Source organism: Acidobacteriota bacterium (assembly GCA_030697165.1).
GTDB lineage: Bacteria > Acidobacteriota > Vicinamibacteria > Vicinamibacterales > UBA2999 > 12-FULL-67-14b.
In genome coordinates, this window is the sequence record JAUYQQ010000009.1 from 90,048 (window position 1) to 104,069 (window position 14,022).

Annotated in this window: 13 protein-coding genes; 10 read left to right on the forward strand and 3 right to left on the reverse strand. The window is 65.7% G+C overall.

All coding sequences use genetic code 11. The features are described 5' to 3' along the window. The 3 genes from lspA to Q8T13_08745 are packed head-to-tail and all read left to right on the forward strand — an operon-like array spanning position 1 to position 2,439. The gene (lspA, locus tag Q8T13_08735; GenBank protein MDP3717831.1) at positions 1-495 is read left to right on the forward strand and encodes a signal peptidase II; all 495 of its coding nucleotides are present in this window, start codon (positions 1-3) and stop codon (positions 493-495) included. Next, the gene (gene lgt / locus Q8T13_08740; protein ID MDP3717832.1) at positions 476-1,306 is read left to right on the forward strand and encodes a prolipoprotein diacylglyceryl transferase; all 831 of its coding nucleotides are present in this window, start codon (positions 476-478) and stop codon (positions 1,304-1,306) included. Before lspA ends, lgt begins: the two co-directional genes overlap by 20 nt. Beyond that, the gene (locus Q8T13_08745; GenBank protein MDP3717833.1) at positions 1,303-2,439 is read left to right on the forward strand and encodes an RluA family pseudouridine synthase; all 1,137 of its coding nucleotides are present in this window, start codon (positions 1,303-1,305) and stop codon (positions 2,437-2,439) included. The genes lgt and Q8T13_08745 overlap by 4 nt, the downstream gene beginning before the upstream one ends. A 4-nt stretch (positions 2,440-2,443) precedes the next feature. Here Q8T13_08745 and Q8T13_08750 read toward each other — a convergent pair whose 3' ends face one another. Beyond that, complete coding sequence (locus Q8T13_08750) at positions 2,444-3,658, reverse strand: MFS transporter (protein MDP3717834.1); 1,215 nt, start codon at positions 3,656-3,658, stop codon at positions 2,444-2,446. Positions 3,659-3,712: 54 nt separating this feature from the next. Here Q8T13_08750 and Q8T13_08755 point away from each other — a divergent pair, with 54 nt between their 5' ends. The 3 genes from Q8T13_08755 to Q8T13_08765 are packed head-to-tail and all read left to right on the forward strand — an operon-like array spanning position 3,713 to position 6,457. Beyond that, on the forward strand, positions 3,713-4,939 hold the full coding sequence (locus Q8T13_08755) for a Gfo/Idh/MocA family oxidoreductase (protein ID MDP3717835.1): 1,227 nt from the start codon (positions 3,713-3,715) through the stop codon (positions 4,937-4,939). Continuing rightward, positions 4,888-5,763, forward strand: a complete 876-nt coding sequence (locus Q8T13_08760; GenBank protein ID MDP3717836.1) for a TIM barrel protein — start codon at positions 4,888-4,890, stop codon at positions 5,761-5,763. Before Q8T13_08755 ends, Q8T13_08760 begins: the two co-directional genes overlap by 52 nt. A 7-nt stretch (positions 5,764-5,770) precedes the next feature. Next, positions 5,771-6,457 (forward strand): DUF1080 domain-containing protein, encoded by a 687-nt coding sequence (locus Q8T13_08765; protein ID MDP3717837.1) that lies wholly within the window; start codon positions 5,771-5,773, stop codon positions 6,455-6,457. A 34-nt stretch (positions 6,458-6,491) separates the two neighbouring features. On the opposite strand, the gene Q8T13_08770 is transcribed toward Q8T13_08765, so the two are convergent. Continuing rightward, positions 6,492-8,006 (reverse strand): Gfo/Idh/MocA family oxidoreductase, encoded by a 1,515-nt coding sequence (locus Q8T13_08770; GenBank protein ID MDP3717838.1) that lies wholly within the window; start codon positions 8,004-8,006, stop codon positions 6,492-6,494. A gap of 165 nt (positions 8,007-8,171) precedes the next feature. Here Q8T13_08770 and Q8T13_08775 point away from each other — a divergent pair, with 165 nt between their 5' ends. The 4 genes from Q8T13_08775 (at position 8,172) to Q8T13_08790 (ending at position 11,699) form a co-directional block, all read left to right on the forward strand. Next, positions 8,172-9,869: a GMC family oxidoreductase gene (locus tag Q8T13_08775; GenBank protein MDP3717839.1), complete on the forward strand. Its 1,698-nt coding sequence runs from the start codon at positions 8,172-8,174 to the stop codon at positions 9,867-9,869. Then, positions 9,866-10,453: a gluconate 2-dehydrogenase subunit 3 family protein gene (locus Q8T13_08780; protein ID MDP3717840.1), complete on the forward strand. Its 588-nt coding sequence runs from the start codon at positions 9,866-9,868 to the stop codon at positions 10,451-10,453. The genes Q8T13_08775 and Q8T13_08780 overlap by 4 nt, the downstream gene beginning before the upstream one ends. Beyond that, positions 10,450-10,977 carry an NUDIX hydrolase gene (locus Q8T13_08785; protein ID MDP3717841.1) on the forward strand — a complete coding sequence of 176 codons (528 nt, stop codon included), beginning with the start codon at positions 10,450-10,452 and terminating at the stop codon, positions 10,975-10,977. The genes Q8T13_08780 and Q8T13_08785 overlap by 4 nt, the downstream gene beginning before the upstream one ends. 275 nt (positions 10,978-11,252) lie before the next feature. Next, on the forward strand, positions 11,253-11,699 hold the full coding sequence (locus Q8T13_08790; protein MDP3717842.1) for a hypothetical protein: 447 nt from the start codon (positions 11,253-11,255) through the stop codon (positions 11,697-11,699). A gap of 18 nt (positions 11,700-11,717) precedes the next feature. Here Q8T13_08790 and Q8T13_08795 read toward each other — a convergent pair whose 3' ends face one another. Next, complete coding sequence (locus Q8T13_08795; protein MDP3717843.1) at positions 11,718-14,015, reverse strand: response regulator; 2,298 nt, start codon at positions 14,013-14,015, stop codon at positions 11,718-11,720. Positions 14,016-14,022 lie beyond the last annotated feature (7 nt).

The following is a 14,022-nucleotide window of genomic DNA, read 5'->3' on the forward strand; positions in this document are numbered from 1 at the left end:
GTGCTGGCGTCACGAAAGCTGGAAATTTATATCACCATGGTCGTGGTGGTCCTTGATCAGATCACCAAGGCGCTCGTCCGCCCGGCGCTGGCGCTGCATGAAAGCGTGGTGGTCATTCCGGGCTACGTCGACTTCACGCGCGTGCACAACACCGGCGCCGCCTTCGGCATGCTGAACGCGGCGGATTTCCCGTTCAAGGCCGTGGTGCTGTCGCTGGTCGCCCTGATCGCCTTGGGCGGGGTCGCATGGTACGCTGCTACCGTACCGCTTGCCGATCGGCTGGCTCGCATCGGCATTGCCGGCGTGCTGGGGGGGGCCATCGGCAACCTGATCGACCGCGCGAAAGACGGCTACGTGCTCGACTTCGTGGACGCCTATTGGAACGGCTGGCACTTCTGGGCCTTTAACGTCGCCGACGCGGCCATCACCATCGGCGTGATTTTCATGATTCTCGACATTCTTGGAGTAGGCAGACGTGCATCCAATCCTGTTTAGCGCCGGAGCGATCACCATCTACTCGTACGGCGTGCTGCTGGCCGCCGCCTACCTCGCCGGCTTGTGGTTGGCCGTCAGGCGGGCGAAGGCCGCCGGCTATGACGGCAACCGGATCATGGATCTGGGCATCTGGGTGATCATCGCCGCCCTGGTTGGCGCCAAGCTGTTGCTGTTCGTCGTCGATTTCGAGCACTTCACCAGCAGCTGGGACGAGTTCACGACGCTGCTACGCTCGGGCGGCGTGTTTTACGGCGGCCTGATTGCCGCCATTCTCGTCTGCATCTACCTGCTGCGGAAGCACCGGCTGCCGCTGTGGACCTCGGGCGACCTGTTCGCCCCAGGCATTGCGCTCGGCTACATGGTCGGCCGGCTCGGCTGCCTGGCGGCCGGCTGCTGCTACGGCAAGCCGACCGAGGTGGCCTGGGCCATCACGTTCACCGACCCGGCCGCCAACTTCAACGTCGGCACGCCGCTCAACGTCGCGCTGCACCCGACCCAGCTGTACGAATCGGCGGCCGGCCTGGTGATCCTGGTCGCGCTGCTGGCGCTCGAGAAGCGGCCGGGGTCGTTCCCGGGGCGCACGTTCTGGAGCTTCGCGTTCCTGTACTCGGTACTGCGCTTCATCATCGAGTTCTTCCGCGGCGACGACCGCGGCCTGGTCCTCGACATGCTGTCCACGTCGCAGTTCATCTCGGTGGTGCTCGGACCGCTTAGCCTGGTGATGCTGTGGTACCTGAGCCGGGCCAATCGCCCGGCGGCGCCGGTGGCGGCCGACACGTCCCACGGCCCACGCAAGCCCCGGTTCACATGAGCCAGGGCAAGGGTCCAGGCACGCGGGACCGCAATAAACCTCGCAGGACGGGCGCCGACAAGAAGGCCGCCGCCGTAGCCGCGCGGGCGGTCAAGACCGCCGCGGCGCCGGCGACCCGGCAAATGACGTTCACGGCCGAGGAAGACAATCGCGGTGACCGCCTCGATCGCTTTCTCGCCGGCGAAATCCCGGATTACTCGCGTTCTCAGATCCAGCGGCTGATCGAGAGCGGCCACGTCACGCATTCCCGCTACGCTGCCGCGAAGCCAAACTCCGATATCCGCGAGGGAGACGTGCTCACGGTGGCGCTGCCCGAGCCGACGCCGGCGGCGGCGCAGGCGGAAGATCTCCCCATCGAGATCCTCTATGACGATGTGGACATCGTCGTGGTGAACAAGCCGGCCGGCATGGTGGTGCATCCCGCGGCGGGGAATCCCTCGGGCACGCTGGTCAACGCCCTGCTCCACCACGTGAAAGACCTTAGCGGCATCGGCGGCGAGATTCGCCCGGGCATAGTCCATCGCCTCGACAAGGGCACGTCGGGCGTGATGGTGGTCGCGAAAAATGACGACGCGCACCGCGAGTTGACGCGGCAGTTCCACGATCGCGAGGTCGAGAAGGAATACGTGGCGCTGGCGTGGGGCCTGGTGCAGCAGCGCAAGCGCATCAACGCCCGCATTGGCCGCGACCCCAAGAACCGCATCAAGATGTCAACCCGGGCGAGCCGATCGCGCGAGGCCATTACCCGGGTCACGTGGTCTCGCGATCTGCAGGGCGTCACGCTGTTGCGGGTCGCCATTCACACCGGCCGCACCCACCAGATTCGCGTCCACCTGAGCGCCATCGGCCACCCCATCGTCGGCGACTCGCTCTATGGCGGCGTGCATCGCCGCGTGCCGCATCCGCTGAAGGCCGTAACCCGGCTGGCACGGCCGTTCCTGCATGCCGAGCGGCTGGTGATCACGCATCCGCGGACCAAAGAGCGCATGGAGTTCACCGCGCCGATCCCAGACGACCTCGAGGCGATTGCCTACGAGCTGGCGCCGCCGGAGATCCGCGAGACGGTGTTCGCGCGGGTCTCGATCGCGGAAGAGACACACCACGATCTGGACGAAGACGAAGACGACGACTAGACGATCAGATGTGGTGTCCGGCTTTAGCCGGACCTTGCGGCCTGAAGCCGATCACCAATAGCAGGGCGGCCGCAAAGGCCAGTGCGGCCGGTCCCAGGAACAGCCGCGTGAAGTCCACGGAGCCGTCGGCCAACCGGAAGACGTCGCCCAGCCACCCCCACAACAAGCTGCCCGCGAACGGTCCCACGCCGAGGATCACCAGGTTGAACAGGCCCTGCGCGCTGGCGCGCGCGTCTCGGGGGCAACGCTCGTCCACGAAGATGTAGACCGCCGCGAAGAAGAACGCGTAGCACATGCCATGGACGACGTTGATGGCGACCATGAGCCACAGCGGATCGCCGATGGCGAACACGAGGAAGCGCGCCGCATGGGCCAGCACGCCAAGCGTCATGGTCCACTTCCACCCGAGGCGTGCCAGCGCCCAGCCGAGGATCGCCATCGAGGCAATCTCGGCGATCTGGCCCACGCTCATCGCCGGCATGATCCAGTTCTCGGCGAGACCCGCCTGCTGCAGGAACGGGCTGGTCCATTGGAAGTACGCCTGGTGCACGAGCGCGTCCATCAGCGTCGCCACGAACAACACCGCCATCGCCGGGTCGCGCAGGAGCTTCAGCGCCTCGATCGGCGCGCTGGCGGCGCCTTCGCGGCGGGCCGGCGGCGTGTGCGGCAGCAGCAACGAGAACGCGGCGAGCGCGATCGACGCCAGCCCGGCGACGGTGAAGATGCTGGCGAGGGCGGCGTGCAGATCGGGCCCGGTCTTGCCGGCCAGAATGAACACGAACGGCCAGCTGGCGGCAATCCAGCCGATGGTCCCCCACAGCCGCACCTTCCCGAAGTCGCGCTGGGCGTCCTTGATGTGATGGAAGCAAATCGCGTTCGTCAGCGACATGGTCGGCATGTAGGCCAACTGGTAGATCAGCATGACGATGAAGAACGACCAGAAGTCGCGCTGGTAGGCGAGCGCGAACATCGCCGTGCCGCCGACCAGGTGCAGCACGGCCAGCAGCTTCTCGGTCGACAGCAGGCGGTCGGCGATCTGGCCGCCAAAGTAGAGGCCGGCTAAACAGGCGATGGCCTGGGTGGCGAAAATCCAGCCGATCTGCCCGCCGGTAAATCCGAGCACGTCGCCCAGGTACAGCGCCAGCAGGGGAAGCCAGGAGCCCCAGATCAGGTACTCCAGGAACATCATCACGGCGAGGCGGGTCGAGGAGGCAGGCATGACTAGGCTGCACTATAGTGTGACCCGCGGAAAGAGAACAGCGAGGAGCGTCAGATGGCGGGCAGGCTGGGGGTTGGGTTCATCGGCAGCGGGTTCATGACCCGCTTTCACATCCGGTCGTGGGAGGCGGTGCGCGACGCCGACATTCGCGGCATCTACAGCCCGACCCGGGCTAACGCCGAAGACGCCGCGGCGCTGGCCCGCTCGCTGAGGGTCGGCGACGCCCGCGCGTTCGACTCGATCGAGGCGATGGTGGCCGACGAGTCGATCGATGCCATTTGGCTATGCGGCCCCAACTTCGCGCGCGTCGAGAACATGGAACGCATCGTCGCCGCAATCAAGAACGGCGCGAAGCTCAAGGCGGTGGCGTGCGAAAAGCCGCTCGGCCGCAACGCCGCCGAGGCCAGGCGCATGGTCGAACTGGTGGAGGAGGCCGGCCTGCTGCACGGCTACCTCGAGAACCAGTTGTTCGCCCCCAGCCTCGAGCGCGGCAAGCAGATCATCTGGGAGCGCGGCGCTGCCACCGCCGGGCGGCCGTACCTGGCCCGCGCTGCCGAAGAGCACAGCGGCCCGCACATGCCGTGGTTCTGGCAGGGCGACCTGCAGGGCGGCGGCGTGTTGAACGACATGATGTGCCACAGCCTGGAGGTGGGACGCTACCTGCTGACCAAGCCCGGCGCCCCGCGCGACAGCATTACCCCGGTGAAGATCTCGGCGCAGATCGCGTCGCTCAAGTGGTCGCGGCCCGAGTACGCGTCGCTGCTCAGCAGCACCATGACCAGCCAGGTGGATTACGCGCGCACGCCCGCCGAGGACTTCGCCCGCGCCAGCGTGACCTACGTGGACGAGGCCGGCACGCCGCTGATCGTCGAAGCCACCACGTCGTGGAGCTACGTGGGCGCGGGCTTGAAGCTGTCGATGGAGCTGCTGGGCCCGGAGTACTCGATGTCGGTGAATACCCTCGACGGCGGCACCAAGCTGTTCTTCTCGCGCCGGCTGCGCGAGCAGCAGGCCGGCGAAGACCTGGTCGAGAAGCAAAACGCCGAGCAGGGCCTGATGCCGATCGTCGGCAACGAGGCCGCCGAGTACGGCTACGAGAACGAGAACCGCGCGTTCACCCGCTGGTTCCTCGACGGCGTGCAGCCCGAGCTTGGCTTTCACGCCGGCTGCGAGGTGAGCGAGCTGCTGATGACGTGCTACATGAGCGCGGAAGAGGAACGGGTGATTGCGTGGAAACCACAAAACCTGCAGTCGTACATCCCGGTGCCGGCCAGGCGCTGACCCGGCGCGCCTTTGGGCTGGCGGCGGCCGGCGGCCTGCTGGTGGCCTGCCGCGGCTCGCGCCCCGTGACGATCGGCGTGCAGAGCTACAGCTTTCGCGACCGATCCCTCGAGGATGCGATTGCCGGCATGCAGAAGCTGGGACTCACCAGTTGCGAGTTATGGCAGGGGCACCTGGAGCCGCGCCGCATTACCCGCGACGAGATGCGGCAATGGCGCGAAACGGTGGAGATCGACTTCTTTCACCGCGTGCGCGAACAACTGGCCAAGGCGTCGATCACCCTGTCGGCCTACAACATCAGCTTCCGCGATGACTTCTCAGACGCCGAGATCGAGCGCGGCTTCGAGATGGCGCGGGCCCTCGGCGCGCCCTCGATCACCTCGTCCTCGAACGTCGCCACGGTGGCGCGGATCGCCCCGGCTGCCACGCGCCAGCAGATGCTGGTGGCGGTGCACAACCACTCGCGCATCGACGACAACGAGTTCGCGACGGTGGCCAGCCTGACCGGGGCGCTCGCACAGGGTCCGTTCATCGCCGTCAACCTCGACATTGGCCACTTCACCGCCGCCAACGAAGACGCGGTCGCGTTCCTGTCGGCGCACCACGAGCGCATCACCACGCTCCACCTCAAGGACCGCAAGCGCGACCAGGGCCCAAACGTCGAGTTCGGCGCGGGCGACACGCCGATCGTGCCGGTGTTGAAGCTCCTGCAGGAGCAGGACTGGCCGATTCCGGCCAACATCGAATACGAGTACAAGGGCGGCGATTCGATCGAGGAGGTCGGCAAGTGCCTCGCCTATTGCCGGCGGGCGCTCGGCGTATAATCCGCGAATGCTGCGAACAATCCTGGCGGTTGGCGTGGTCCTGGTGTCGAGCGTGAGCGCGCAATCGCCCGCGTCTTTGACAGCGGCTGAGAAGGCCGAGGGCTGGAAGCTGATGTTTGACGGCACGTCGCTCGCCGGGTGGCGCGGCTACAAGACCGAGACGGTGCCGTCCGGCTGGACCGCGGCCGACGGTGTGCTGACGCGCACCGGCGCCGGCGGCGACCTGATGACCGTCGCGCAGTACGGCGACTTCGAGATGCGCTTCGAGTGGAAGGTGCCGGAAAAGGGCAACAGCGGCATCATCTACCGCATCGCCACCACCGAGCCATATCCCTGGCACACCGGGCCCGAGTATCAGATCCTGCACAACCAGGGCCACGCCGACGGGAAGAACCCCATCACCTCGGCCGGCTCCAACTACGCCGTCAACCCTCCCGTGAAGGACGTGACCAAGCCGGTCGGTGAATGGAACGAGGGGCGTTTGCTCGTTCGCGGCAATCACGTCGAACATTGGCTGAACGGCGTGAAGGTGGTCGAGTACGAGATCGGCAGCGCCGACTGGGAAGCCCGCGTTAAGGCGAGCAAGTTCGGCAAGATCCCGCCGTACGGCCGCACCAAGGTCGGCTACATCGCTCTTCAGGATCACGGCGACGCGGTCTCCTACCGCAACCTGAAAATCAAGGCGCTTCCCTAACTACCAACTATCAACTTTCAAGTTTCAACTCTGGCTATAGCGACCAGCCGCGCCGGTACTCTCGCTTCAGGAAGTCATTCGCCTCGCGCGAGTTCGTGACCCGCATGTTCGCGGCGTCGTAGTGGATTTTCGCGCCGGCCCGTAGCGACACTACTCCGAGCAGCATCACTTCGGTCAGCTTCGCCGCGTACTCAAACGGGCATGACACCTGGCCGTCGCCCTTGCAGGCGTTTGACCAGTTCACCTCGTGGCTGGTGGTGATGCGCGGCAGCGTCTGCGGCGGATCGCCAACCGACTGTGCCAGCGAATCCGGCAAGAGCCGGGACCGCAGGCCATAGGTGTTGTAGATCACCTTGCCCTTGGTGCCGACCATAATCGCGCCGCCTTCGGCGTTGAGCTTCTCGCCCTCGGCGAACTCGGGCGGGGTCGGCGGGAACATGCCGCCGTCGTACCATGTCAGCTTGACCGCCGGCTTCGCGCCGCGCGCCGGGAACTCGTAAAAGGTGCTCGTGGCCGTCGGGAAGCACGCCTTGTCGAACGGCGTCGAGACGGTCTCGATCGACGTGGGGTAACCCAAGTCGAGCGCCCAGTAAGCGTGATCGATCAGGTGCGCGCCCATGTCGCCCAGCGCTCCGGCACCCCAGTCGACCCAGCCGCGCCAGTTGAACGGGTGATACACCGGGTGGTACTCGACTTGCGGCGCAGGCCCGAGGAAGAGGTCCCAGTTCAGCGTGTCGGGCACTGAATAAATGCCCATAGCGTTCGCCAGTCGCGCGGAGACACCGGACATGTTCCAGCGCAGGTCGTTCGAGATTCGCCGCGGCTCCGGCCGGGGAATGCCCTGCGGCCAGTACGACAGCGGCCGGTTGGTCCACACGTGCACCTCGGTCACGTCGCCGATCGCGCCCGACTGCACCCACTCCACCGCCTTGCGGCCGTCATCCCACGAATGGCCCTGGTTGCCCATCTGCGTGACGGCCTTTGGCGTTTGCCGCGCCTTGCGCGCCAGCTTGCGGGCCTCATCGACCGACCAGCAGAGCGGCTTCTGCACGTAGACGTGCTTGTCGAGATCGAGCGCGGCCATGGCGATCGCGGCGTGCATGTGGTCGGGTGTCGCGACGACGACCGCGTCGATGTCCTTCTGCTGCTCGAACATCAGGCGATAGTCGGTGTAGCGCTTCTGCTTCGGCAGGTCCTCGGCCAGGATCCGCTTGAGCGATCCGACGCGATGCTCGCTGTTCTTGCGAGCCTCTGGTGTGAGCTCGGCCTTGTCCAGCCGATCCTGCTCGCGCGTGAGCGCGCCCTCGAACGAGGCGGCGGTCCACTGCGGCCCGGCGTGTCCCCAGTCCACGTCGCACAAGGCGACGATGTTGTTGTCGAGGCCGAGGTTGAGCAGGTTGGTCCGGCCCATGCCGCCGACGCCGATGCCGGCAATGTTGAGGCGATCGCTGGGAGCCGTGAAGCCGCGCCCGAGCACGTGCCGAGGCACGATGGTGACGGCGGCGGTGGTGGCGGCGGCTTTCGTGACGAAGTCGCGTCTCGAGATCATGGGGTCCCTTTCGCTTGCCGATCGAGCAGAAGGTAGCTCAAATGCGTCACACGGAAACACCGAATCACGGGAACACGGACCACTTCTTGGAAGAATGTTTTCCGGTTTCCGTGTTTCGGTGATTCCGTGCGGTGCATTCTACAGGCTACAATCGCCGCCACCATCATGCAGGTCATCCGCAATCGCACGATATACGACGTCGTCATTATCGGCTCGGGCGCCGGTGGCGGCATGGCTGCCAAGGTGCTGACCGAGGCCGGGGCGAATGTGATGATGCTCGAGGCTGGCGTCATGTGGGACGCGCGCACTGACGCCAAGATGATGGCGTGGCCCTACTCCTCGCCGCGCCGCGGCGCGGCCATTCCAGCCCGCCAGTTTGGCGAGTTCGACGCGGGCCTGGGCGGGTGGACGCTCGAGGGCGAGCCCTACACCTCGGCGCCGGGGGACCAGTTCGACTGGTTCCGGACGCGCATGCTGGGCGGCCGCACCAATCACTGGGGCCGCATCTCGCTGCGGTTTGGTCCGGATGATTTTCGCCGCAAGAGCATCGACGGCCTCGGCGACGATTGGCCGATCAGCTACGAAGACCTGAAGCCTTACTACGACAACGTCGATCGGCTGGTCGGGATCTTCGGCTCGAATGAAGGCCTGCCCAACCACCCAGATGGCGTGTTCCAACCGGCGCCGCGCCCGCGATGCTGGGAGCTGCTGATCAAGCGCGCCGCCGACAAGCTGAACATCACTTGCATCGCCAACCGGCTGTCGATTCTCACGCAGCCCTTGAACGGCCGGCCGGCGTGCCATTACTGCGGCCAGTGCGGCCGCGGCTGCTCGTCGCACGCCAATTTCTCGTCGCCGTCGGTGCTGCTGCCCCCGGCCCTCGCGACCGGGCGGCTCACGATCACGAGCAACGCGATGGCGCGCGAGGTGACCGTGGACGAGGCGGGCCTCGCCAACGGGGTCAGCTACATCGACAAGACCACCGGGCGCGAGAACCACGTCCGCGGCCGCATCGTCGTGCTGGCCGCCAGCGCGTGCGAATCAGCGCGGCTGCTGCTCAATTCGAAGTCGGCGAAGTTCCCGCACGGGCTGGCCAATTCGAGCGGGACCGTCGGCAAGTACCTGACCGACACGACCGGCACCGGCGTGTCTGGACATATCCCCGCCATGATGGAGGGCGTTCCGCACAATGAAGATGGCGCGAGCGGCGCGCACCTCTACATGCCGTGGTGGCTCGACAACACGAAGCTAGACTTCCCGCGCGGGTACCACATCGAGCTTGGCGGCGGACGCCGCATGCCCGGCTTTGGTGTGATGGGCAATATTCATCGTTACGGCGCCGGCGGGGGCGGTTACGGCAAGCAGTTGAAGGACGACTACCGCCGGTTCTACGGCTCGACGGTGAACTTCGCCGGCCGCGGCGAGATGGTACCGAACGACGCCACCTTCTGCGAGATCGATCCGTCGGTGGTCGATCGCTGGGGCATCCCGGTGCTGCGATTCCACTTCAAGTGGAGCGACCACGAGCACAAGCAGGTGAAACACATGCAGGAGACGTTCCGCGCGATCATCCACGAGATGGGCGGCACGCCGCTCACGCCGATGCCCTCGCGCGAGAACGGCTACGGCATCCTGGCGGGCGGACGCATCATCCACGAGCTGGGCGTGACGCGCATGGGCAACGACCCGTCACGGTCGGTGCTCAACCGTCACTGCCAGGCACACGATGTGAAGAACGTGTTCGTGGCCGATGGCGGGCCGTTCGTGTCGCAGGCCGATAAAAACCCGACCTGGACGATCCTGGCCCTCGCCATGCGCACGGGTGAGTACATCGCCGAACAGCGAAAGGCGGGCGTGATATGAAACGGCGTGACGTCCTCAAGTTGCTGCTGGCCGCCCCGGCCGCCGGCTTCACATGGACCGAGGCCGAGGCCTCGCAAGCCGGCGCTGCCGCCCAGGCGGCGCGCGCGGCCACCACGGCCAAGCCGTTCGTCCCGGCTTTCTTTACCGCCGCCGAGTACCGGCTGGTGGGCACGCTCGCCGACATCATCATCCCGAAGGACGAGCGATCAGGGAGCGCCAGCGACGCCGGAGTACCGGAGTTCATGGACTTCATGATGCTCGACCAACCCGAGCGTCAGATCGCCATGCGCGGCGGGCTGGCGTGGCTGGACGTCACCTGCCAGCAGCGCTTCGACAAGACGTTCATGAACTGCACCGACGCCGAGCGAACGTCGGTGCTCGACGACATCGCCTGGCCGGCGAAGGCACGGCCAGAACTGGCGCACGGCGTGGCGTTCTTCAACAGCTTCCGCGATCTCACCGCCAGCGGCTTCTGGACAACGCGCATGGGCATTGACGACCTGCAGTACCTGGGCAACCGCTCGGTGGCGCGCTGGAACGGCTGTCCCGATGCGGCGCTAAAGAAGCTCGGGGTCAGCTATTGACGGCCAAGCGGCTGTCCCGGACGCTCATCTACGAAGGGCGAATCTTCCGATTCGAGATCGACCGCGTCATCCTGCCCGGCGGACACACGATCGACATGGAAATCGTCCGCCATCCCGGCTCGGTGGTGCTGTTGCCGGTGCCATCGCCCGGCACGATCATTTTGATCCGCCAGTACCGCTACGCGATCGACCGCTACATCTGGGAACTGCCGGCGGGCACGCTGAAGCCAGGAGAGGATCCGGCGGCGGCCGCGGCCAGGGAGTGCGAAGAGGAGATCGGCCTGGCACCGGCCCGCGTGACGCGGCTCGGCGGCTACTTCCCGACGCCGGGGTTCTGCGACGAAGAGATGACCTACTGCCTGTGCGAGGAGCTGCGGCCGCCGGCGCCCGATTCAACGGTCCGCAAGGACGAGGACGAGGAGATCGAGCCGCGGACCTTCACCGTCGCCGAGGCCCGCGCCATGGTGACGTCGGGCGAGATTGTCGACCTCAAGACCCTGGCCGGGCTCGCGCTGCTCGGCTGACTTCACGGTTCGGCACGTTCTGAATCACGCGACAGTGTGTTTAAACGGAACATTTAACTATAAACGTTTTATTTATATATATTTAGCGCCAAGAATCTGGTCTTTTTCCTGCCTTAGTGTTCTATTTTGGTAATATTGTCACTATTGTCGTTTGGGTGACATTTTTGTAATGCCAGATAATCCTCAAATACACTACCAAAAAGCCTGTTTTCGACCTTCCTGACGCGAACTGGTTGGGTGTCCAAAGTGGCAGCTCAATTGCTCTACGAAGGGGCATGAGCAAAAACAATCGCTCCCAGTGGATCGTCAAAGTGGTCGTAGCCGTCGTCCTGCTCGCCATGCCGCTCGTGGCGCAGGCCCAATCGTCCACCTCACCACGGGGTGTGTGGATGGCAGCCTCCGCTGACGAAGCGTCCCTGACCGGCCGTGGCTTCGGCCGGCTGACCATCGCCGACGGGTTGCTGGCCTTCCAGTCGGCGGACTACGAGTGGCACCTGGAGTTGTGGGAGGTCAAGCGCGTCTCCCCTAGCCAAGCGCTCGCCAACACACTCGAGATCGAAAGCGTCGCCGGCCAGGTCCACTACGTCGCCATTCTCGACGCTCAGCTGACGCCGACCGCGCCCGGCAAGGCCGCGCGGACCATCGAGCGCGCCGTGAACACCGCGCCGGCGGTCTCGCCGGCACGGGCGACGCTGGCCACAGCGAGCGGCGGGCCGCGGTAGGTTGCGACTCGGCGCCCACTAGCGGGCTCGATTGAATAGCGAGGCCAGGGCGTTCAACAGCGCCTCGGCGGTGTAGGGTTTCGGCACGAAGCTCTGCGCACCTGCCGCCACCGCCTTCGCCACGAGCCCGTTGGCGTCGAGGCCACTCGAACCAATAATCAGCACCGCCGGATTGATGGCCTTGAGCGCCACGATCAGGGCGGGGCCGTCCATCACCGGCATGGCCATGTCGGTCAGCACGGCGGCGATCTCACTCTGGTGAGAGACGTACGTGGAGACGCCTTCGGCACCGTTGCTGGCCAGGCGCACCCGGTAACCGAAGCGGGTCAACACCTTCTCCGCGATCAGCCGAATATGCTGCTCGTCGTCGACCACCAGAATCACTTCGCCATGTCCGCGCGGGAGCGCGGTCTGGGCGACGGCCGCTCCCTCTACGGCCTCGGCGGTCGTCTCTGCCGGCAGATAGACCTTGAAGGTCGAGCCCCGGTCCTTCTCGCTGTACACGTGAATGTACCCGCCATGCCCCTGGACGATGGAGTGTGCCGTCGCCAGGCCGAGACCGGTGCCCCGGCCTGAATCTTTAGTGGTGTAGAAGGGCTCGAAGATGCGGTCCAGCACCTCGGGCCGCATCCCCATCCCCGTGTCTTCCACTCGCAAGACCACGTAGGGACCTGGCCGTGCGTCCGGATTCATGCCAGCGTAGATCTCGTCGATGCTGACGTTCTTGATCGTGACGCTGAGGCGCCCGCCATTGGGCATGGCGTCTCGCGCGTTCAGGCACAGATTGATCAGCACCTGGTGAAGCTGTGTCGGGTCGGCCCTGATGGGCCACGGCTCCGACTCAACCTTCACCGCGAAGCCAATATTCTTCGGAAAAGTATCGGCGGCAATCTTCTCGACGTCACGCACGACGGTCAGGACATTGATGGTCGCCCAGGACCCCTCGGTGCCCTTCGCGAACGAGAGCACCTGCCGGACCATGTCGGCACTCCGCTTCACGCTGGACTCGAGGATGCCCAGCGTCTCGAGCTTGGCAGGATCCGCCTCGTCCTCTTTCAGGATCTCAATCGACATCAACACCGGCGCCAGTGCGTTGTTGAGATCGTGAGCAATGCCGCCGGCCAGCGTGCCGAGACTCTCGAGCCGTTGTGCCCGCAGGAAGTGCCGCTCCATTCGCTTACGGTCGGTGATGTCCTGGAACGCGCCCTGGATCCGGCTGATTCGGCCGGCGTCGTCGCGCACCGCCTCGCCAATCGCGCGCACCCAGATCCGGCGTCCCTTCGCGGTGATGACGACGCTCTCGAAGTCGAACGGGATGCCTTCCTGAACACACCGCTCCACTGCCCGAGCCACCGCGGGACGGTCGGCCTCATCGTAGAACTCGATCGCTTCCTGCAGGCCGGGGGTATGGCCAGGGGGCACCTCGTGAATGGCCCGCGTGACATCAGACCACGTGATGGCGAGGTCGGGAACCTGCAGGGACCATCCGCCCAGCCGCGCGGCGTCGCCAGCAATTCGCAGCAGCGCGGTCTGGCTGCGCGCGGTGTCCTCGGACTTGAGCTGCTCCGTGATATCGCGCGAGATGCCGGTGGAGCCCACCACCCGTCCCTGCGCATCGCGAATGATGCGGGCATTGGCGCTCAGCGTCACCTCCCGCCCATCCTTGGCGTAAACGCGGCTGGTGTAACCGAGGGTGTCGCGGCCGGACTGCAGAGCCTCGGCGAAGATCGCCGAGTCGCGCTCGGCCTGCCCAGGGGGGATGAAGTCAAGGAATGAGCGTCCGACCATCTCCTCGGGTTCACGCCCGTAGATCTTGCGACAGGCCTGGTTCAGGAACGTGATCCGCCCTTCGGCATCGACGGCCCAGATCAGATCGTGGGAGGTTTCGACGAGGTCACGATAGCGGGCTTCGCTGGCCCGCAGCGCCTCGGTGAGTTCGCGGTGCCGAACCTGTGCGCGGACGCGCGCCAGCAGTTCCGCCGGGGCTACCGGCTTGGTGAGATAGCCGTCCGCACCGGCATCGAGTCCCCCGGCCTGCTCCTCGGAGCCGGTCGCCCGCGCGCTAAACAGGATGACCGGGCTGTCGGCGATGTCCGGATCGGCTCGAATCTGCCGAAGCACCTCCAACCCGGAGATGTCGGGCAGCATCACGTCCAGCAGGATCAGATCGGGGCGGAGCTGCTTGACGACTTCGAGGGCCTGGCGGCCATTGAGCGTTTTCGCGACGTTAAAACCACCACGTTCGAGAATCAACGCCGTGGCCTCAAGGGCGTCTTCGTAGTCGTCGACTACGAGCACAGTCGCAAGGTTTTTCATCTAACCC